Source organism: Ruegeria sp. BG7, from assembly GCF_056535685.1.
In genome coordinates this window covers 320,310-341,584 of the sequence record NZ_JBQFIU010000002.1, presented here as the reverse complement: position 1 = coordinate 341,584, position 21,275 = coordinate 320,310, and the positions used below count along the sequence as shown (strand labels likewise).

The following is a 21,275-nucleotide window of genomic DNA, read 5'->3' as shown; positions in this document are numbered from 1 at the left end:
TTGGAATGACTGAGAAATGCAATGGTTAGGCATTACCTAACCTCAAACCACTATCCGTTCGGCCCTTTGGGCCGAACAGCTATTGACGCGGAAGTCGATGGACGGCGTCGTAGGGCTGTTCCATAAATGTATTCATACAAAAGTGAGCAAATAGCAGATCTCAGACGGTGAGACTAAATGGAACGATCGGAGTTCGTACAAAAGGGGGCCCACGCCATCTTGCATGGGTTTCAGGCCAAGCCCGTTGAATTCTACTTTGTTCTTTTGCCCAAGGTCACAATGCTTGCAGTGAACGCTGCCATTGAGCCGTTAAGAATTGCCAACCAGCTCACCAACTCGGAACTCTACCGCTGGTACACAGTTTCCCCAGGAAAACAGGTCGTTCAGGGTGCCAATCTGATGCGCCTTTTGCCCGATCTGTCGCTGGAAGATGTCCCCAACGACGGAACGTGTTTCATTTGTTCCGGCGTCGAACCGGAAGAGACAATCGATAAGTCCGTGACCAACTGGGTGCGGCGGCGATGGTCCCACGGTCATCCGGTCGGCGCCATTTGTACCGGAGCATTTACTCTGGCCAGGGCTGGTGTGCTTAGGAACAGGAAATTCACGCTCCACTGGGAAAACCAGCCTGCATTCCGCGAGGTCTTTCCCGATCTTGCGCCCTCGCCCAACCTGTTGGAAGTCGACGGTCCTTTGTATACCTGCTCCGGCGGGACCGCATCGCTGGACATGATGCTGCACGCCATAGCCAACCAACATGGCAATGAGCTTGCCAGCCTTGTGGCCGAGATGTGCATCCACAATCGCCCCGGTGAACTGAACCCAACGCAACGAACAATGCGCTCTGCGCTAATCGGAAGTCGCAATCCAAAGCTGGCTGCAGCAATCACTTTGATGGAAAACAACATCGAAGCCCCACTTTCCTTACCGGAAATCGCTGATCAGGCCGGTCTGTCCCGACGTCAAATGGAACGATTGTTTGCGTCTCACGCCAATCAATCTCCTGCTATGTTTTATGCTGATCTGAGGTTGTCACACGCTTACGCTCTGTTGTCCGGAACGAGTCTTTCAGTGGCCGAAATCAGTGCGGCCACAGGTTTCGAAAGTGCCAGTTCTCTATCCAAACGGTTTCGGAGGAAGTACGGGCTTTCACCTCATCAGTTCACCCGCAGCTGGAAAATGGGAAATAGCTAACTTTTTGTATTCCGTGGCAATTTTGGAGAGAATTTACCTTTGCTAAACCGATGACATTGCTCCTGTGAGCTACGGCATCGAGGTATCGGACGAACGGTGTGTTTAGGTCGAGATTGCATCGGCCAATGGCTGCTTTCGGCGCTTCGCTACCACTTGCAGAAAGAGCAGCAATCTGAAGACATGGGCTCTCTACCGACCTGAGCTGCGAGAAGCTTGGGCTGCAGGGCGATGGACAAACCAGACTTTTGCGGTTGCACAAAACATGTCAACTTAATGCTTGATCCCCAACCTGAGCGTCCTGATTTCTGAATGCGCACATGTTCTATTTGGCGCTCATGCTTCCCAAGGAGGCTTCGCGCCGATCTCCGCGATCAGAAAGTCCATGAACACCCGCACTTTGGGGGATAACACGTTTGACTTAGGATAGATCAGCCACAAGACGTTGTCTTCCGCGGCTTCGAAGTATGACAGAACCCGTGTCAACTGACCTGATTTCAGGTGATCATGCACACTCCATAGGGCGTTCAAGGAAATACCGGCCCCGGCCAGCGTAGCGCGGACTTGGCTTTGGCCGTCATCGATAATTAGTTGACCCTTGGCCGATGCGGGATCGAAAATTGCGGTTTCGCCTGCCGATCCGGTCAGCCGGCGCCGTTGGCGATTTTGGAAAGCGATCAGGTGGTGGTTTGTAAGATCGCCAGGTGTTTTTGGGGTTCCGTATTTGTCGAGGTAGTTCGGCGCGGCACACAAAATGCGCGGGTCATCAGCCAGTTTCCGGCCTTTCAGACTGGTGTCGACAAGCGGCGCGTTCCTAAGGGCCAGGTCATAACTCCCTTCGATAAGATCGAACTGGACATCCGACAGACGCAAGTCGAGCGTGAGATCGGGGTGTTGTTGCAAAAACTTCGGCAAAATCGGCGCGATGTACAATTGAGCAAAAGAGCTGGGCGCAGCGAAGCGGAGTGTGCCTCGGATGGTAGCAGCTTGCTTGCCTAGAGCAGCAAGTGCGGCCTCTTCCTGCGCGATGATTTCTTTTGCGAAAGGCAGGAAATCGACACCTTCCACTGACAACGACACTTTGCGCGTTGTTCGATGCAACAGTTCGGAACCCAAGTTTTGTTCCAACTTGGCGAGCTTGGCGCTCGAGACGGCCGGTGCCATGCCCAATGCGCGCCCCGCAGCGCTGATGTTCAATATTTCTGCTGCTCTTACGAACAATCGCAGCGCGTCTGTATCAAACCCCATTATACACAAAACCCGAATTATAAATCCCTAATTAGGCAGTTTATATTGAATTCGATCAACGTTAAATCCCTTTCATCGATGCAGCACAGTATAAGACGGAGGCGCAAATGACGCGGACAGCCACAGTCAACTACCACGTTCACAAGCCCTATCGGCAAGCCTTTGAACTGGATGCAGGCGGGATTGCGGGTAACCTGATTTCCCCCGAACTGGCCTCTACAACCGTTGCGTTGGAAGATACACGCGCAACGACCAAAACAATTGACTTTGAATCCGACGCGGTTGAATTCGTGCGTCTTGAAACGCAAGTGCAAGACTTCGCAGGTGACGACTGGATACAGACCTACGACGCTGAACTGACAGCGATGCTCTTGGACAGACTGGGCGCGCGCGAGGTTGTGGTTTTTGACCATACCGTTCGGGTAGATGACCCGGAAGCAACACGTAAACCCTCGCGCAACGTCCATAGTGACTACAGCAAGAGTGGAGCCGAAAAACGCCTTGTCGACCTGTTAGGCGCAGAGACCGCAGAGGGATGGGCGCGAGGTCATTATGCCTTTGTCAACGTATGGCGTCCTGTAGAGCATGCGATCAATTCGGCACCCCTGGGTTTTGTACTCCCGTCGTCTGTCGACCCGTCTGACTGGATTCTAATTGACCTGATCTATCCCAACCGAAAAGGACAGATCATGGGACTGGTAGGAAACCCGAACCATAAGTGGGTGTATCAGTCCAAGATGACACCGGGTGAAGTCGCGATCTTCAATATCTACGACAATCACGGCCTGCCTTCGATTGCGCATGGCGCGCTTGATATGGTCGAAGACCCAAACGTCACGACTATTCGCAAAAGCATCGAGAGCCGCATTTTGGTGCGCTATTAAAGGGGCATAGACATGTTGGATGAAATGCAGCCTACTGAGTTTGCGCAGATCAACTTGGCATATAACAGGGTGTTTCGTCCCGGACGGTTGAGCATTGGCCTTGTATTGCCGCTCGAATCTTACGCCGTCGGAGCAGAGCCGACACTGCGGGGGCATCTGGAAGCTGCTCAGAAAGCCGAAAAGCTTGGGTTTGCAGCACTTTGGCTACGCGACGTGCCCTTCAATGTTCCAAGCTTCGGTGATCCCGGGCAGGTTTTCGATCCGTTTGTCTATCTGGGCGCGCTCGCAACGGCGACGGATCGGATTGCACTTGGAACGTCGAGTGTGATCCTTCCATTGCGCCACCCCGCACATGTCGCCAAGGCAGCGGCGACGGCAGATGAGCTCTCGGGTGGGCGATTGCTATTGGGTATCGCTTCTGGCGATCGGCCCGAAGAGTACCCTGCGATGAACCAGAGCTACGACGACCGGGGCGCGCGTTTTCGTGATAGCGTGGAATACATCCGCGCGGTCGGATCGGCTTACCCGAAGCATGAAAATTCACAGGGCACCCTGTCCGGAGGGATCGACCTATTACCAAAGCCGCAAGGCGCGCGCTTGCCGATGCTCATTACCGGCGGCAGCCAGCAAACACCCGACTGGGTGGCGCAAAACGGGGACGGCTGGATGACTTATCCGCGGAACGCGGCGGCCCAGGGTCAGGTCATCGCGGATTACCGGAGGCGTTTGCAGGCAGCCGGTCAACCGGACAAACCGGTCATGCAATCGCTTTACGTTAATGTCGTGGCCGATCGTGCTGCACCTCCGCGTCCGATCCACCTTGGGTTTCAGTCCGGAACGGATTTCCTATGCGAATATCTGCGCGAGATTAAAACGCTCGGGGTCAATCACGTCGCGCTGAACCTGAGGTTCAATCAAGCACCCATCGACGCAACTCTCGACCATCTGGCGGACGTTGTGCTGCCTCACTTTTCCTGAAGGATCTTACCGATGACCAAGACTATTCTTATCACTGGCTCCACTGACGGCATTGGCTTGCTCACGGCGAAGAAACTGGCAGCCGAGGGGCACAAGGTACTGCTGCACGGACGCAGCGCCTCCAAATTAGAGCGCGCCGCCGCCGAAGTTGTTGGCGATGTTGAAACCTATTCTGCTGATCTGAGCGATCTGTCCGCGGTTCGAAAGCTGGCCGACAACATACGCGCCAAACATGACCAACTGGATGTGCTGATCAACAACGCAGGTGTGTTGAAAGCCCCGCAAACCGTGCTTGAGAACGGGCAGGACATTCGCTTTGTCGTCAACACGCTTGCACCGTATCTGCTGACCGAATTGCTGTTGCCGATCATGCCCGCCGACGGGCGCGTTGTGAACCTGTCGTCAGCGGCGCAGGCCCCGGTCAACATTCAGGCTATGCTGGGCCAAGTCCCGCTGGCGGATATGGACGCCTATGCGCAAAGCAAGCTGGCGATCACCATCTGGACCCTAGAATGGGCCAAAGCGCTAACCGATGCGCCGATGATGGTCGCTGTAAATCCCGGATCATTACTCGCCTCAAAGATGGTGCAAGAGGGCTTTGGCATCTCAGGGAACGACATGAACATCGGCGCTGATATCCTGACTGATGCAGCCCTGGGTGAGCGGTTCGCTGACGCGTCCGGCGCCTACTTTGACAATGACAGCGGGGATTTTGCAGATCCACACGTTGCTGCACGCGACAAGGACCACGCCGCCGAAGTCATGAACACCATCAAATCCTTGATCAGCCAAACGGGCTGACCCAAGCGGCGCGGCCGCGCCAAACACATTCACCTTTACCTCCCCCCACCCCCTCGCGCGTATCGCGTCGAGGCCCAAGAAAGGGCTGCCTGATGAAATATGAGAACTTTCAAACTTTTAAGGTCGCCGTCGAAAACGGCATCGCCACGGTGACATTCGACTTCGGCTCTGTGAATGTGCAAGGCCAGGAAATGTTGGCCGACCTCAACAGCTTGGCCATGCGACTGGAGCGGGACCGCAACACCAAGGTCGTGATCTTTCAATCCGCCAATCCGGAAATCTGGGTCTGCCATTACGACACCGACCTGCTCAAGGACATGTCGACCGAGGCGGTATCCCGGCAGGATGCACAGCTTCTGGACCTGCAGTCGGTTTGCGAACGGATAAGCAAGGTGCCGCAAGCCACTATCGCTAAGCTGGAAGGGTTTGCACGCGGCGGCGGGCACGAGCTGGCGTTGGCGCTCGACATGCGCTTTGCCGCGCGGGGCAAGTACAAATTCATGCAGATGGAGGTCGGCATGGGCATCCTGCCCTGCGGCGGTGGTGCCTCGCGCATGGCGCGTCAGACCGGTCTTGGCAAGGCGCTTGAGATCATCTTGAGTGCGCAGGACTATGACGCAGACGACGCAGAGCGCCTGGGCACCATCAACAAGGCGCTAGAGCCGGATGAGATTGGTCCCTACGTGACCGCGTTGGCCAAGCGGATCGCACAATTCCCAGCCGAGTCGATCAATGCCTGCAAGCAGATGGTTTATGAATCCATCGACAAGCCGATTGATGAGGCGCTGAAGGCCGAAGCCTATTGGCTGTATCAAGCCACCAGCAAGACCCCTGCGGTCAAACGATTCACCATAGCGGATGAACAAGGTCTGGAACACGACATCGAAAACCAGCGCAAATGGGGCGATCTGGTGATGCAGGTGCAGGACATCAACTGACCACTCTTCAACACAATGAACTCGTCAGGCGTGCGTGGTTTCCGCGTGGGCCCGACACACTCTCTCTCAAAAGGAAAATCCCAATGAAAGCACTGGTTCTAAGTTCTTACGGACCCGATGCACCGTTCGAGCTTGTCGAAATGCCCGACCCGGTCGCGACGTCTGGGCATGTGGTCATCAAGGTGGCCGCTGTCAGCGTCAACACCGTCGACACAATGATCCGAAGCATGGGTGCAGACCTGCCTCTGTCTCCCCAATTGCCAGCCGTGCTTGGCATGGATTTTGCTGGCACGGTCATTGCAATTGGCGACGGTGTGACAGGTTTTGCCGTAGGCGATGAGGTGTACGGTTGCGCCGGCGGTTTGATGGACCTGCCAGGCTCTCTGGCCGAGTACATCAATGCGGATGCCCGCCTGATTGCACACAAACCCAAGTCGCTGACCATGCGGGAAGCCGCAGCGCTGCCTCTCGTCGGCATCACCGCCTACGAAGGGCTGTCCCGCACCGGTGTTGGCGAAGGCCAGACCGTTCTGGTCCACGGCGGTGCAGGTGGCGTGGGCCATGTCGCGGTCCAGATCGCCCGCCACCTTGGTGCAACCGTGTCCGCTACAGGTCGCGGCGCAGATCACATGGCCCTGATCGAAGGTCTCGGTGCCCGAGCTGTGGATTTCACCACGGAAAAAGTCGAGGATTATGTGGCCGAGCATACCGGTGGCATAGGTTTCGATGTAGTGTTTGACAGCGTGGGCGGGCCGAACATGACGAACTCGTTCAACGCGGCCAAACTCAATGGCCATGTCGCCTCGACGGTCGCGATGGTCGAGATTGATTTGACGCCTGTCCATTTCAAAGGCCTGTCACTGCATGTCGTCTTCATGCTGCTCCCCATGATGCATGACGTCGGGCGGCAAACCCATGGCGACATCCTGAAGTCACTGGCAGATTTGGCGGATACGGGCGCACTTAAACCAATTGTTGATGAACAATTGTTTGGATGGACTGACGTCGGTGCCGCTTATGCGCATCTGACAAATGGAACTGCGGTCGGGAAAGTTGTAGTAGAACTGTGACCTGATCCGCTTTGGATTGGTGCGCGACTACAATCTTGCGCACCGGTTCAAAATGGCCTGCAATTGATGTCGCCCATCGTTAGGATAACTGACTTTCTTAGCAACCAAATACGCCGAAAAGCCAACTGGGTTCAAAGTGGCAAGCAGATCTAAACTAAATTGGTCATGAGCGTAGACCTGAACAACCTGCGTTCAAACTTGGTGGGCGTTGAGCAGAAAAAGATGTGTGAATTGTTGCGCTCACATCGCCTGCTTCAATTCAGCTCAGGGATCTTCTGGAATTTTCGCGCGATGAAATCCGTGAATGCCCGCACCCGGGCGGGTGGCGTGCGTGACGGCGAGCGGACAGCATGAATGCCCCATTCGGGCACAACGAAATGGTCCGGCAGAACTGGCACCAAGGCGCCCGAGGCAAGGTGCTCATCAATTTCCCACCGGCATTTTCGCGCGATGCCAACGCCGGTCAGCGCGGCCTCAGTCACGGCTTCGGCCAGATTGGTGGCGAAATTGCCCGACACTTTGACCTCTTCGATGCGGCCATCCGGTCCGCGCGTGACCCAGTTGCGCAGATCTGATCGGATCAGGCAGTTGTGGTGTTCCAGAGCAGCCGGCACCTGCGGCGTGCCGTAACGCTCAAGATAGGTCGGGGCCGCAACGGCGATGCGGGGACTTTCCCCGATACGACGTGCTTTCAACGTAGACGGCGTCAGGTTCCCCAATCGGATGGCGAGGTCGAAGCCGTAATCCACGATATCAAATGGTGCATCACTCAGATGCAAGTGTAGTGAGAGTTTCGGATAGAGGTCCAGAAACTCAGCAACAAACGGAGCCAGATACTTTCGCCCGAACGAGGCTGACCCGGCCACGCGCAACGTCCCGCCGATCGCATGAGGATCGCTTTGCAGGTCGGACAAGGCGTCCTCGACATCCTGCAGAATGCGTTTGGCATGGACCAGAAACGCCTCTCCGTCCACAGACAGCGAGACGGATCGCGTGGTACGGTGCAGCAACTGGGTTCCGACAACCGCCTCAAGATCCTGAATGCGCTGCGAGGCGGCGGTTCGTGACAGACCAAGTTCGGTACCCGCTTTGCCGATGGCACCCAATCGGGCCACGCGCACGAACAGTTCCAGCGATTTCAGATCGAAGTCCATTATCCCGAATTAGGGAATTGTGAAGCCGCAAACAAGAAGGTTATCCGCATCCGCCGGAGCCCTACCTTATGCCAGCCCATCCCACACGCCGGTGGGCATTTTGTACGGACAGGAGATATCATGACCATCCGAATGTTCCTCTCAACGCTTATGTTGGGCGTTGGTTTCATTGCCAACCCGGCCTTTTCCGAGGCTACCGTCGAGGTGGTCAAACGCGCTGATGTGAATTTCATCCACCTGAACCCGGCCCGTGGCGATGCCAGCCCACAGGCGGGTGTTTTGTGGGGCAACATCCGCGAAGACAATGCCAGCGGGGCGCTGATCTCCTTTGCCAGTGGCTTTCGCTCACCGCCGCATATCCACAACATCACTTATCGCGGCGTGGTGATCGAAGGCACGGTGCACAATGATGACCCGGACGCCGCCGATCTGTGGATGGGGCCGGGCTCGTTCTGGTCGCAGCCTGCGGGTGAGGTGCATGTCACCTCGGTCGGGTCTGGTGGCGGGTTTGCGTTTCTGGAAATCCTGTCCGGCCCCTATCTGGTTCAGCCCTCGGACGAGGCGTTCGACAACAATGAGCGCCCGATCAATGTCGAGGCCCGCAACCTTGTGTGGCTGAACCCGTCCGACCTGACATGGTTGGAGCATTCCGGTGAAGGCCCCGCACCCGATGTCGCCTTCCTGTGGGGCACGCCCGAGGCCGGAGCGTTGAACGGCACATTTTTGCGCCTGCCAAACGGTTACTCCGCCGCATTGCAGGCCGGTGCGGATGAGCTGAAAGCCGTGGTCATTCAGGGCGATATTGCGCATGAGGCCGGAGATTTGTCTGCACTGACGACGTTGGAGCCGGGCAGTTATTTCGGCTCGGATGGCGTGGTTGCCCACACCCTGTCTTGCACGGGTGACGCGGGCTGCGTTCTCTATGTCCGAACCGTCGGCACCTATCGGGTCGCCGGGGCGCAATGACTCAAACGGCACTGTCTGTCTGAAGCCCGGGATGCCCGATCCGCAGCACTCTGCCTTCGCGCGCGAAGAGCGCGCGAACCTGACCTTTATGGTCCGGGGCCGAGCGGCGGTGCTGGCCCTGATGGCGATCTGGGTAGCGGTGACCCTGCCGGCGGAACGGTCGGTGCTGTACCTCGCGGTCATTCTGACCTTTCTGCTATCGGGTATCGTCCCGGTCTTGATTGCGCGCCGGGGTTACGGCAGCAGCTTGCCGTATGCGTTGTGCCTGTTTCTGGATGCGGGACTGCTGAGTTACATCCTCATCGTCCCGAACCCCTATGGCCTTGACGGCTGGTCGCCACAGATGAACCTGCGTGGACCGGGTTTTTTGTATCTTGGTATCTTCCTTGCCTATGTGTCGCTGAGCTACCGGCCCGCGCATGTCATCTGGGCCGGGATCGCAGCCATCCTGAGCTGGAGCATGGGGTATTTCTGGGTCGCCAGCCGTCCCGACACGCTGGTCTTCCTATCGCGCGATGTGCTGGACGCCGGTCTGCGACTTGAGGCTGCTTTGGACCTGATCCTGGACCCCGCGGCAGTGGGGGTGGCGCGTTGGGTGAACCAGATCGTCTTTCTGATCGCCGTCACTTTGATCCTGACCTTGGCGGTATGGCGGTCGCGAAATCTTGTGCACCGACAGATGGCGGTTGAGCGGGAACGCGCGGCGCTATCGCGTTACTTCTCCCCAAATATTGTAAATGAGCTGACCCAAAATGCGCAAAGGCTCAATCAACCCCGGCTCCAACCGGTCGCGGTTTTGTTTGCTGATATGAAGGGCTTCACCGAAATCTCCGAGCAGCTTACCCCGGTTGAACTTTTGAACCTATTGCGTGCGTTCCATGGGCGTCTGGCCCGTCAGGCGATTGCGCATGGCGGGACCATCGACAAGTATATCGGCGATGCGATCATGGTGCAATTCGGGACTCCGGACCCAAGACCAGACGACGCGGTGCGGGCGCTGACCTGCGCTGCTCGAATGATCGAAGATATCAAAGATTGGAACCGTGCCCGCGACGCGGCGGGACAGAAACCGATCTGCGTCGGGATCGGTTTACACTATGGTGAGGTCATCGTCGGAAATATCGGTGATGCGCAACGGCTGGAGTACACGGTGCTGGGCGATACAGTGAACGTTGCCAACCGTCTGGAGGAGCTGACGCGCAGGCTGAAGACATCGTTGGTCACCAGCGATGCACTGATCCAAGCGATCCGAGACGAAGGGGTCGATCCGTCCGATATCGCACCAAATCTAACAGGTGGAAAATCCGAACCGATCCGTGGGCGCGCGACCCCGGTCAAGGTTTGGTTCAGCGGGTCTGCCGAGGAAGCAAAATTCACCTGATAGCCAGCCCGTCGCACAAGACGGATCGGCGTCTTCAGCGGAGTTTAGTTGGAGGGTTCAGTAATCATTCAGTTCGACACCCAGATTAATTCGTTGGTACATGTTGTCGATACACTCTTTCACTACCAGCGCGCCGTCGTTTACGCGTTCAAAGATTGGCCGCTGGCACAAGCACCGTGGCGTGGTTCCTTTTAGCGCAATTTGTAGTCTGCGCCGCACGCGATTGACTATTCATGATACGAGTGACCACCCTCCGCACAGCTGACTGATGCAGGCTTTAGCTGCACCAGCAAACCGCACTCCAAAATCATTCCATGTGGTTCAAACCTGTCCTGGAAGCCATAAAACGATGGCAGGGAAGGCAACGAGCAGTGCGATGGTTGCGGCATCCGCCAGAAAGAAAGGCGTTACACCTTTGAAAACATCCTGAACGCCAAGGTCATCACGCACACCAGCCACTACAAAGCAATTCAGCCCAATGGGTGGGGTGATCAGGCAAAACTCGGCCATTTTGACCACCAGAATACCAAACCAAATAGCACACATAGGCCCGGACATACCAAAGGTGCTATCAGCTGCGCTTACGGCTTCTCCACCATTCAACGCCATGACGGCGGGGTAAACCACCGGCAACGTCAGCAGCAGCATGCCTATCGCATCCATGAACATACCCAGTACAGCGTAAGCCAGAAGAATACAGATCAGGATTAGCATCGGAGACATCTCAAGCGAGGTGATCCAGTCGGAGAATGCACTTGGCAGTTCGGCAAAACCAAGAAAACGAACGTAAACCAAAACGCCCCAGATGATCGTGAAAATCATGACGCTCAGCTTGGCGGTTTCCAAAAGCGCGTCTTTGAGTTCGGACCAGCGCATGCCCTGATACAGCGCCATCAGGAACACCACGAAGGCTCCGATTGCGCCACCTTCGGTTGGTGTACCCCAAGCATCGCCGCCGAACGGGTTGTAGACAAAGAAAATGATGGTGACGACGACAATCACGATGGGCAATGCAGGCGGCAACGAGAGGAGGCGTTCCTTCCATGTAAATCCGGTGACTGCGGGACCAAATCCTTTGATCACGACGGCCATGCCGATGATCAGCAAGCCATAAATCACCGCCGAGAACATGCCGGGAATAAATCCGGCCAAAAGCAGTTTGCCCACATCCTGCTCAACGATAATCGCGTAGATGACCAGAATGGCCGAAGGCGGGATAAGCGAGGCGAGCGTGCCGCCTGCAGCAACGACACCTGCAGCAAAACGCTTGTCATAGCCGATCTTCAACATCTCGGGGATGGCAATACGGGCGAACACAGCAGAAGTGGCGACCGAGGCCCCGGATACCGCCGCGAACCCAGCGGTTGCGAAAACGGTCGAAACCGCCAGCCCGCCCGGGACCCATGCCAGCCAACGTTTTGCGGCTTCGAACAATGCTTTGGTCAGGCCCGCGTAATAGGCGAGGTAGCCAATCAGGATGAAGGTCGGGATCAGGCTCAACGCCTGGCTTGAAATCTTGGAGTGCGGCACCTGCCCCGCTGTTTTAACAGCCACTGTCACAGCCTTGCCGAACCGCGCCGGGTCGTACCCAAACTTGGCCCAGAAGATCCAGATCAGACCAACCATGCCAGCTGTCGCGGCGGCAAAAGCCACGCGCATCCCCAACACCACAAGAACAAGCATACCGCCCGAGACGATCAGACCAATATCAATGGGTTCCATCAGATTTAACCTCAGTTGTCGTGGCCCGAGACGTGCTCGGCTTCCATCGCAGCTTGAGTGGCTGCATCGGCTATTAGCGGGACGGCAATCGGAGCCTGATCGGGGTGCCTGATCGCGCGACCATAGGCCCAGAGCTGCAGAGCAAGCCTCAGGCAAAGCACGCTGAAAGCGACGGGGGCCAACAGCTTTGCGGGCCATAGCGGGATACCTATGTCGATCGAGCTGTCACGGCTCCAGAGTGGAGCACCAAAGTCAAAGCTGCGTGCGAAATGCGCCCAGCTCCCCCAAATCAGCAGGACGATCAGCGCCAGAATTACAGCGGTCGTGACGAATTCGACGACATAGAGCATCCGGCCTTTAAGCGCTCCGACAACCATGTCCATTCGGATATGGCCGCCATCACGCTGCGCATAAGAAATCCCCATGAAGGCGATTAAAGGCATGGCCTGCTCGATCCAGTCCACGTAACCGGGAAGTGGCGCATTGGCGAAATTCCGACCACCAACGGAGACTACGGCCATGACCATCAGCGAAAAAACCGCAAGACCGCTGATCAGGGCCAGAAAGCTTTCCAGTTTGTAGAGGCGTTGATCGAGAATGCTCAGATGGCTGTCATCAGACAGCACCAGGGATGACCCGGCCATCGTTGTACTCCGCTGTCAGGGGAAAAGGCACCCGACGCCAGCTTGGCCGACGCCGGGGTGTGAGTGGATTAGCTGCCGTTTGCGATCTTCCCGGTTACAAGGTCATAAAGCTCTTGTGCTGGTAGGCCACGCTCGGTGTTTTCTGCAATCCAGGCCTCGGCCGCGGGGGCGGCAGCGGCGTCTTTGAACGCTGCGATTTCTTCATCGCTGAAAGTGACCCGTTCTATGCCGCGTTGATCCAGCTCAGGGCCCCACGCTTCCATCGTTTTTGTCTGGTAGTGGCTCACGTAGTGATCCAGTGCCTCTTCCACCGATCCCAACAGCGCTTCGCGGTGTTCGTCAGATAGGTCTTCCAGCGCCAGCGTGTTCACCACGACAGGGCAGTTGACGGTGCCGGGGTTGAGGTTCGTCGTCCACCATTTTCCATTTTCAATGGTGCCGAAGGACATATGCGCGTGTGGTGCAAAGCTGACTGCTTTGACGATGCCGCTGTCCATTGCCTGACGCACTTCGGATGCGGACATCGAGGTCGGAACGGCCCCAACCGTCTCCATCGCCTTGCCGATACCACCTGTAGCCCGTACGCTCAGACCTTCAAAATCCGACAGGGATTTTGGTGCTTCACCCACGCCGACAAGGTTGTACTGCGGCAGTGGCGAAGGCATCAGCAGAGTCGCGTCCCAACGGGCCAGATCCTCGACAACGGCCGGATGCTGATAAACGGCCATCGACAGGTCGACTTCTTGTTCAAGGGATGTCACGCCCAGAAACGGCAGTTCCAGAACAGTGATCGAGGGATTCTTGTCGCGGTGATAGCCCGCGCAGAACTGGGCCATTTCAAACGCGCCAATCGAAATCCCATCAAGGTTTTCTTTGTTTTTTGACAAGCCACCATAGCTGATGTTGAGTGTGAACTCACCGCCCGTCTTTTCGTTCACCAGTTCGGCAAGTTTCTCGACGTGTTCAGTAAAGGCACGACGCTTGCCCCACAGTGAAACGTTCCAATCGACAGCCAGTGCTTCGGATGCAACGGTCAGCGACAGGGCAGCAATGGCTGCCCGGTTCAGATGTTTGCGCATAGTGGCTCCTCCCAGATCACGCAATTCGTTTGGGTGGAGTATTCAGGAGGCGCAGCAGCCTGACTATGAAGGAAAATGCGGGCAGAATTCAGGATATCCTGCGGGTTTCCGCAGGGTGGTTTCACTTACAACAAAGCTTCTTTGTCGAGACCGAGTTTGACGATCTTTTCGTTGAGTGTCCGACGCCCAATCCCAAGCGCTTCGGCGGCGGCGTCCATGCGGCCTTTGTGCGCCTTGATGGCTTTTCCGATGAGCTCGCGTTCAAACGCAGCCACCGCTTCGCGCAGTGTATCCGGGACATCGTCAATATGCTGGTCGCTTTGGATCGCCTGCGCCACCGACCCTGCTCCGCGTCGCGCCGTCAAAATACGCCGCTCGCAGACATGGCGCAGCTCACGCACATTTCCAGGCCAGTCATGTGCAAGCAAGGCGGCCAAGTCGTCCTGATCGAGTTCTGGCGCGTCTATCTCATAAATCTGCGCGTATTCATTCAAGAAATGCGTTGCCAACAGAACCAGATCATCCCGTCGCTGTCGTAGCGGAGGTAAGGACAGAACGACAGTATTCAATCGAAACAACAGGTCCTGACGCAGGCGGCCTTCCTCGGCTGCCAGCACAACATCTTCGTTGGTTGCCGACACGACTCTGAAGCTGACCGGCACCGGCGACACTGCGCCCACCGGAAGCACCTGCTGATCTTCGATGACCCTTAGTAGCTTAGCCTGCGCCGCTGGTGGGCACGAGCAGATTTCATCCAGGAACAAGGTCCCACCTGATGCCGCCACAAGTCTTCCGTCGGATTCACCCGCGACGCCGAACATCTCCGCTTCAAACGTATCAGCCGACAATGCGGCGCAATTCAACGCCAGAAACGGTGCCTCGGGCGAGCGGCCCAAATCATGTAAAGCATGAGCTACCAGCTCTTTCCCGGTGCCCGTATCCCCCTTCAACAAAACCGCAACCGATGTATCTGCAAGATCAAGCACGTCTTGTCGCAAGTCTGTAATGGTGTCTGTTTGGCCCAGTAGGATGCGGTCAAGACCCGACAGTTTGAACAGCCGGTCTTTGAGGCGGGCATTACTTCTTCGCATCCGGTTCTGTTCAGCCGCGTGCCTCAGCACCGTAAGCAATCGACGTGGTTCATATGGCTTTTCGATGAACCCATACGCCCCGTCCTGTATGGCCTGAACCGCCATGGGAATGTCACCATGCGCCGAAATCAATACCACCGGAGGCGCCACATCCCTGTCCAGGCTGGCCAGCAATTCGAGACCCGACATGCCGGGCATACGCACATCGGACAAAATGACATCGGGCGAGGCATTGGCCAAATGTTCCGTCACCTGTGTCGCACGTGGTAAGGCGCTGACTGCCCAGTCGGCGGCTTCGAGCAACTCGACAAGGGACTGTCGCATTGCTTTGTCATCGTCAACGACCAGAACTTTGAAGGGTTGCTGCTGGGTCATTCGTCCGTTTCTTCATTAATTGAGGCTATCGGGAAGCTGACACGGAAAATTGTTCCGCCGCCATCACGATTTCGGACCGTCATTGTGCCATCGTGATCTTTGACAATGCTGGTGGAAATGGCCAGTCCCAAGCCCATGCCTCTCCCGCTCTCTCTTGTGGTTACAAATGGCTCTTGCAACTCGGCCAGCGTTGCCTCACCCAACCCATGACCGTTGTCCTGAATTTCCAACACGACCTCATCATCAAGTGCCTTGACGGCGATATGGATTTCAGGCGCGTCCGCGTCATCCATAGCGTCTATGGCATTGCGCAAGAGGTTCGTGATGACCTGTTCGATCCTTAGGGCACTGCCCCGGATAAAGACCGGATCGCTCGGCGCATCAATTGAGACTTTCACCTTGCCCTGTTCGATGTTTGGCGCAACTAGAGCCAATGCGGCGTTAACCGACGTGCATAAGTCTACGTCGTCGAACGCCTCGCTCTCTGAGCGCGCAAAGAACCGCAATTGGCGCGTGATCGCCTCCATCCTGTCCACGAGGCTTCCGATTTTTTGCGGCAGCTTGCTCTCCCCGGAAGATGAGATCTCTTCTGCCACCAAGTGATTGCGCATCGCAGCAATGGGTTGACCCAGCTCATGTGTGACCGACGCGGATAGTTGCCCCAGAGCCGCCAGTCGGCTTGCGCGCTCCAACTCGCTTTGGGTGCGTTTGAGGCTCCGCTCGGCTGTCTTGCGGTCGTCGATTTCAACGGCAAGCCTTTCATTTGCCTCGCGCAACTTCACTTCTTCCTCTTCGGACCGCACCAAAGCCGCGCTTACGCGTCTTGCGCGTTGTATCTGGATGAAGATAAACGCGAGCCCCGCCAAAAGGACAAAAACTGCAGTTACAAGCCAACTGCGCGCGACGGCCTGGTCGTCACTTGCGAAATAGTGCAGCGACCAGCCATGCGGCAGGTCCGTAGCCGCAAGGTGCAGACGCTTAGCCCCCGCAATTCTGGCCTGATCCCCGGGCAACTCGGCCCAATCCATTGGATCTAAGTCTTGCCCCGGAAACTGCCTTGCGTTTCGGATCCGGTCTTTCTGCTGGTCCGACAGTGGCGTCAGCACGCGGTATTGCCAATCCGAGTTTGAGGACAGCAGAACAACACCGTCCTCATTGGCCAATAACACCTGTTCGCCCGAGTTTTTCCAACTGTCCTGAAGGTCCGAGAAATCTATCTTGATCGCTATGACGCCGGTTGAAATCCCTCGGTCGTTACGCACTGCGTTCGCAATGAAGTAACCCGGCAAACCCGTTGTGGCCCCGATGGCGTAGAAGCGGCCCTGTCCACCAGAAATGGCAGTTTGGAAATACGGTCGGAAAGCGTAGTTCTGTCCAACAAAGCTCCCAACGTCGCGGAAGTTCGAAGCGGCAATGGTGATACCGTCTTCGTTCATCAGATAGATAGCATCCAGCCCCGCCTGCGCCGCAAAATCTTCGAGCCTTCGGTTCAAAGTACCAGTGCCGTCCCCTTCGGCTGTTCCAATCACAAAGGAATCCTGTGACAGCACATATGTGAGGTGGGAAAATCGTTCGAGTTCGCTGTTTACCGAGCTTTGATAGAGAGAGAGCCGGCCCTGAGCCTTGGAAAGCTCCTCTGAAACGAAGTACTGGTAAGAAACCAAATAAAGGCCAATGCTGGCGGTAATGGCTACCAATATTCCTACAATATACGAAGCTGATCGCATTGAATGCCCATGAACTGTGACCGCATAGGATCACAGTAGGTTTTAGCCGTCCATCCCAAGAGTTCTAACCCGACATTTGGATGTTCATGCCAAACAAAAATGACCGAGTAATTTGAGTAAGCGAAGCAATGAACAAACCGGTCAATGCTAAAAAGGAGCAGGGAAACAACTTTCTGGAAGTCCCGCCAGGATTGTTGGCTGCGTCAATAAGATTGGTGTGTCCGCTGAGCGAGATGCTTACCCTGCTCGAATCAACTGCCCAATATGGTGATCTGAGCGCCCCCGCGAGTGTGATCGGTTAGTAGGCCAGCAACCTGATCACTGTTTATGCTCAGTCCGAGACCTAAGCTCAACGTGGCAACCAGGGCAGTGCGCTCAGCTCAAAGCTGCACGCACGACTCCTGACTATTTCTCGTCATTTCTTCCCGGCCACGATCCGATCCAGGATGAGCGCGCAGAAAAGGATCGCAAGACCGGCCAGTATCCCCTGCCCTGCCGCCGCGTATTGCAGCGCCTCGAGCACATCCTCACCCAGTCCCTTGGCCCCGATCAACGACGCAACGACAACCATAGCCAGCGACATCAGGATGGTCTGGTTTACGCCCGCCATGATGGTTTTGTGCGCCAAGGGCAGGTCGACGCGCCATAGCAAGTATCGGGGTGTTGCTCCGAAGGCCAAGGCGGCCTCGCGAACGGTTTCCGGGACCTGTTGCAGGCCAAGTACTGTGAAACGAATGACAGGCGGGCTGCCGAAGATCATGGTCGCGACCACGCCCGCAGGTTTGCCTGAACCGATAAACGCGACTACAGGGATCAGGTAAACGAAGGACGGCATCGACTGCATGAAATCCAGGATGGGGCGCACGATGGCAAAGGCGCGCGGGCGGCGCGCGCAGTAAATGCCCAGAGGAATGCCAAGCGTGATTGAGATGAGCGCCGCAGCGCCCAGCAGGGCAATCGTGGTCATCGCTTTTTCCCAGAAATCCAGCAGGCCCAGATAGGCCAGCGCTGCGCCGGTAAAGATGGCCACGCGAGGACCAGCCGACAGGTAAGCAAGCATGATGATCACCAGCGCGACCACTGGCCACGGGGTATCGACTAGTACAACTTCGATCCAATCCAACAGGGTGCGCATCCCATAGGTCAGCCCGTCAAAGAAGCCACGCCCGGCGGTTTTGGTCCACTCGAATACCGCCTGCACCCCGTCACCTACGTTCAAGCGCCAGTCGCGGTTGGTCGGGAAGGTTTTGAGCACCGCCACCGCATCCGGCTGCGCAAACTTGATCATCGACAGGATCACCACCACGGCGGTCAGCGCCGTCGCAACAACCAATCGAGGGATCGACCAGCCATTGGCGACGCTGGGGTCCGAGCGCCAGCGTGCGAACTGCCCTTCTAAGGTCCAATTGGCCAACGAGGCAGCCAAAAACTTGACTGCCAACAACAAAACGATTCCGATCACCAAATAGGTGACCCTGGTCGAATCCGCCGTCTGCGCGGCCTCTTGCGCCCCCGCCAGAGCCCCTTCGAGGGACTCTGCCGCTCGTTTCAAAGATTCTAATGTCGCCGACCCGGATTGCTCCGCAGCCGCGATTTGCTGTTGGCGCAGCTCCAGCGTCTGCTCGATCTGTGCCGCCCGTTCGCGGAATTCGCGGCCCAAATCACCAAACAGGCCAAGACCGATCTGGATATAGGCCAGCGTCTCCAGCACAAGAAACCCGAGGAACCACGACCAAAGACCGCGTGCCCCGAACCAGATCGGCCCCAGAACCGCCGCCGCCTTGTTCAGCGTAAAGCGATAGCCGGGGGCCTGCATCATATAGGCAAAGGTCTTCTGATAGTAAGACTGCCCCTGCCCCACGAAATCTCCGATCAGACCATTCAAACGGTCGGCGGTTTCCGGTTGGATCTGTTGCACATCAACATGTTTCATATCGGTCCCCTTATGCCTGGCTGTCCTGAATTGCACGGATCAGACCCGCCCGGTTGATCACGCCCACGGTCTTGCCATCCTGTGTCACCGCCACGATCCCATGGCCGTCCACACAGAGGTTCATCAGATCAGCCAAATCCATTTCCGGATGCGCCTCTTTTGCATCGTCCGGCACTTCGCCGTGACGTGCTTCGAACTCGTCGACTGGTTTCATAACCGCATGGGCGAAGATCATGTTGAGTTTGGAAATCCCCGCCACGAAGTCGGCCACATAGTCATCGGCGGGGTTGAGGATGATCTCTTCCGGCGTGCCGATCTGAACGATGCGCCCGTCCTTCATGATCGCGATGCGATGGCCGATGCGGATCGCCTCATCCAGATCGTGGGTGATGAACATCGTAGTCTTGTTCAGCTTGTGGCTCAGTTCCATGAACTGATCCTGCAACTGTTTACGGATCAGCGGGTCGAGGGCCGAGAACGGCTCATCCATCAACAAAATCTCGGGGTCGGATGCGATGGCGCGGGCCAGACCCACGCGCTGCTGCATCCCGCCCGACAGCTCATGGGCGTATTTGTCTTCCCAGCCATTCAATTCGACCAGTTCCAGCACCCGGTCGGCCTCTTCCCAGCGGCGGGCCTTGCCGGTGCCGCGGATTTCCAGCGGCATCGCCACGTTGTCGCGGACCGTGCGGTGAGGCATCAGGCCGAAATTCTGAAACACCATGGCAACGCGACGGTTGCGCAGATCGCGCAGGCCTTCATCATTCAGACCCATCACATCGTCACCATCCAGATAGATATGGCCGTCGGTGGGTTCCAGCAGACGGTTCACGTGACGCACAAGGGTCGATTTGCCCGAACCCGACAGGCCCATGACACAGAACAGCTCACCCCGTTCGATCTCGAAACTGGCATCAGCCACGCCAACAACACAGTTGAAGCGCTCCAGCACCTCGGCCTTGCTCAGCCCCTCGCTGTGAATGGCGTTCAAAGCTTCCTGCGAGCGCGCGCCGAACACTTTCCACACGCCCTTTGCGTCGATTGCGATTTGCGCTGTCATTTTGACCCCATCGGATTTGTGTTGTGTTGCGCCCCCGAAACCCTGGGGGCGCGCAGGTTTTAGTTGGTGGTCAGACCCAGCCAGCTGTCGACGGTATCGCCATTGGCAGCGATCCATTCCGCCACGACCTCATCCGTGTCACGGCCTTTGACCACGACCTCATAGGTCAGTGCACTCAGCTCACCGGCATCCATGTCGATATTGGCCAGGAAAGAGGCCGCCGCCGGGTTGCGCTGGTCCAGTGATTTGGAATGCGCCACGGTCACTGTTTTGACCGGCTCACCTGTGCTGACGTGCGATTTGTTGTACCAATCGGCATCCTGATCCGGCTGAACCATCTTGTAGGTGGCCGCGTCATGCTCGGGCTCTTCCAGAATGGTCACGTCATACAAAGCGTGGACGTAATGCGGCGCATAGCAGTAGAAGGCCGCGCCTTTCTTCTGGTCGATCTGATCCTTCAGTCGCGAATAGAACACGGTTTCGTCTTCGGTGGTCGGTGTCAGGAAGGTCTCGATCCCATAGTCCCGCACCCGCACTTTGAAGGTGTTGGTCGAGGCCCAGCCCGAGGCACCGACCCAGACCTCACCCAATCCATCACCATCGGAATCGAACAGCTCTTGTGCCATCGGCGTGGCCAGATCGTAGATTGAGCGGATGTTGTGATCCTCGACCATGTAGTTCGGCACGCAAATCCCGGCGCGGCCTTCATAGCTGCCCGAGGACAGACCAACGGTACCCTTCTGATCGACATATTCATCGGTGAAAGAGGACTGGTTCGGCAGCCAGACATCCGGATGCACATCAATGTCGCCGCGCCCGCCATCCATGGCAGCAAAGATCACCGCGTTGGCGCCGGGGGCATAGCCGACCTCACCACCCAGACGGGTCTCGATGACCTGCCCGATCACACGGCTCATGATCTTGGCACCGGGCCAGCTGGGTTCACCCACCATGACCTTGTCCTGTGCCATTGCCGTTGTCGCGCCCAAAGCCAGAGCCAAGGTTGCTGTAAGCGTCAGTTTCTTCATATCTT

At 56.8% G+C, this 21,275-nt stretch carries 18 protein-coding genes; 8 read left to right on the top strand and 10 right to left on the bottom strand.

From position 1 onward, the window contains the following. The first annotated feature begins 177 nt into the window (after positions 1 to 177). On the top strand, positions 178 to 1,194 hold the full coding sequence (locus tag ACR3EH_RS19465; RefSeq protein ID WP_171187276.1) for a GlxA family transcriptional regulator: 1,017 nt from the start codon (positions 178 to 180) through the stop codon (positions 1,192 to 1,194). A gap of 333 nt (positions 1,195 to 1,527) precedes the next feature. Here the strand turns inward: ACR3EH_RS19465 and ACR3EH_RS19460 are convergent, their stop codons facing one another. Then, the gene (locus tag ACR3EH_RS19460; RefSeq protein WP_171676191.1) at positions 1,528 to 2,439 is read right to left on the bottom strand and encodes a LysR family transcriptional regulator; all 912 of its coding nucleotides are present in this window, start codon (positions 2,437 to 2,439) and stop codon (positions 1,528 to 1,530) included. A 107-nt stretch (positions 2,440 to 2,546) separates the two neighbouring features. Here ACR3EH_RS19460 and ACR3EH_RS19455 point away from each other — a divergent pair, with 107 nt between their 5' ends. The 5 genes from ACR3EH_RS19455 to ACR3EH_RS19435 all read left to right on the top strand — a co-directional run bounded on the left by ACR3EH_RS19455 (position 2,547) and on the right by ACR3EH_RS19435 (position 7,110). After that, positions 2,547 to 3,323, top strand: coding sequence for a CmcJ/NvfI family oxidoreductase (locus tag ACR3EH_RS19455; RefSeq protein ID WP_171676189.1), 777 nt, complete (start codon positions 2,547 to 2,549; stop codon positions 3,321 to 3,323). Between the two features lie 12 nt (positions 3,324 to 3,335). After that, a complete protein-coding gene (locus tag ACR3EH_RS19450; RefSeq protein WP_171187269.1) occupies positions 3,336 to 4,301 on the top strand; it encodes an LLM class oxidoreductase in 966 nt (321 codons plus the stop codon). Between the two features lie 12 nt (positions 4,302 to 4,313). Beyond that, positions 4,314 to 5,102 carry an SDR family NAD(P)-dependent oxidoreductase gene (locus ACR3EH_RS19445; RefSeq protein ID WP_171187267.1) on the top strand — a complete coding sequence of 263 codons (789 nt, stop codon included), beginning with the start codon at positions 4,314 to 4,316 and terminating at the stop codon, positions 5,100 to 5,102. A gap of 92 nt (positions 5,103 to 5,194) precedes the next feature. Then, positions 5,195 to 6,040 (top strand): enoyl-CoA hydratase/isomerase family protein, encoded by an 846-nt coding sequence (locus ACR3EH_RS19440; protein ID WP_171187265.1) that lies wholly within the window; start codon positions 5,195 to 5,197, stop codon positions 6,038 to 6,040. Positions 6,041 to 6,123: 83 nt separating this feature from the next. Further along, positions 6,124 to 7,110 carry a zinc-dependent alcohol dehydrogenase family protein gene (locus ACR3EH_RS19435; protein WP_171187263.1) on the top strand — a complete coding sequence of 329 codons (987 nt, stop codon included), beginning with the start codon at positions 6,124 to 6,126 and terminating at the stop codon, positions 7,108 to 7,110. 254 nt (positions 7,111 to 7,364) lie between these two features. Here the strand turns inward: ACR3EH_RS19435 and ACR3EH_RS19430 are convergent, their stop codons facing one another. After that, positions 7,365 to 8,264, bottom strand: coding sequence for a LysR family transcriptional regulator (locus tag ACR3EH_RS19430; RefSeq protein ID WP_171187261.1), 900 nt, complete (start codon positions 8,262 to 8,264; stop codon positions 7,365 to 7,367). Between the two features lie 120 nt (positions 8,265 to 8,384). Between ACR3EH_RS19430 and ACR3EH_RS19425 the strand changes: the two genes are divergently transcribed. Further along, entirely contained in the window at positions 8,385 to 9,230 is an 846-nt protein-coding gene (locus ACR3EH_RS19425) for a DUF4437 domain-containing protein (protein ID WP_253746640.1), read from the top strand. Continuing rightward, a complete protein-coding gene (locus tag ACR3EH_RS19420) occupies positions 9,187 to 10,611 on the top strand; it encodes an adenylate/guanylate cyclase domain-containing protein (RefSeq protein ID WP_171187259.1) in 1,425 nt (474 codons plus the stop codon). The genes ACR3EH_RS19425 and ACR3EH_RS19420 overlap by 44 nt, the downstream gene beginning before the upstream one ends. Before the next feature lie 321 nt (positions 10,612 to 10,932). On the opposite strand, the gene ACR3EH_RS19415 is transcribed toward ACR3EH_RS19420, so the two are convergent. The 8 genes from ACR3EH_RS19415 to ACR3EH_RS19380 all read right to left on the bottom strand — a co-directional run bounded on the left by ACR3EH_RS19415 (position 10,933) and on the right by ACR3EH_RS19380 (position 21,270). Next, positions 10,933 to 12,333 (bottom strand): TRAP transporter large permease, encoded by a 1,401-nt coding sequence (locus ACR3EH_RS19415; protein WP_171187257.1) that lies wholly within the window; start codon positions 12,331 to 12,333, stop codon positions 10,933 to 10,935. Positions 12,334 to 12,344: 11 nt separating this feature from the next. After that, positions 12,345 to 12,977: a TRAP transporter small permease subunit gene (locus ACR3EH_RS19410; RefSeq protein WP_171187255.1), complete on the bottom strand. Its 633-nt coding sequence runs from the start codon at positions 12,975 to 12,977 to the stop codon at positions 12,345 to 12,347. A gap of 68 nt (positions 12,978 to 13,045) precedes the next feature. Further along, on the bottom strand, positions 13,046 to 14,056 hold the full coding sequence (gene dctP / locus ACR3EH_RS19405) for a TRAP transporter substrate-binding protein DctP (RefSeq protein WP_171187253.1): 1,011 nt from the start codon (positions 14,054 to 14,056) through the stop codon (positions 13,046 to 13,048). Positions 14,057 to 14,181: 125 nt separating this feature from the next. Next, the gene (locus tag ACR3EH_RS19400) at positions 14,182 to 15,522 is read right to left on the bottom strand and encodes a sigma-54-dependent transcriptional regulator (protein ID WP_171647961.1); all 1,341 of its coding nucleotides are present in this window, start codon (positions 15,520 to 15,522) and stop codon (positions 14,182 to 14,184) included. Further along, positions 15,519 to 17,249, bottom strand: a complete 1,731-nt coding sequence (locus ACR3EH_RS19395) for a sensor histidine kinase (RefSeq protein WP_171676187.1) — start codon at positions 17,247 to 17,249, stop codon at positions 15,519 to 15,521. Before ACR3EH_RS19395 ends, ACR3EH_RS19400 begins: the two co-directional genes overlap by 4 nt. Before the next feature lie 415 nt (positions 17,250 to 17,664). Continuing rightward, on the bottom strand, positions 17,665 to 19,182 hold the full coding sequence (locus tag ACR3EH_RS19390; RefSeq protein ID WP_171676185.1) for an ABC transporter permease: 1,518 nt from the start codon (positions 19,180 to 19,182) through the stop codon (positions 17,665 to 17,667). Positions 19,183 to 19,192: 10 nt separating this feature from the next. After that, the gene (locus ACR3EH_RS19385) at positions 19,193 to 20,242 is read right to left on the bottom strand and encodes a quaternary amine ABC transporter ATP-binding protein (protein WP_171676183.1); all 1,050 of its coding nucleotides are present in this window, start codon (positions 20,240 to 20,242) and stop codon (positions 19,193 to 19,195) included. Positions 20,243 to 20,301: 59 nt separating this feature from the next. Then, positions 20,302 to 21,270, bottom strand: a complete 969-nt coding sequence (locus ACR3EH_RS19380; protein ID WP_171676181.1) for an ABC transporter substrate-binding protein — start codon at positions 21,268 to 21,270, stop codon at positions 20,302 to 20,304. Positions 21,271 to 21,275: the final 5 nt, after the last annotated feature.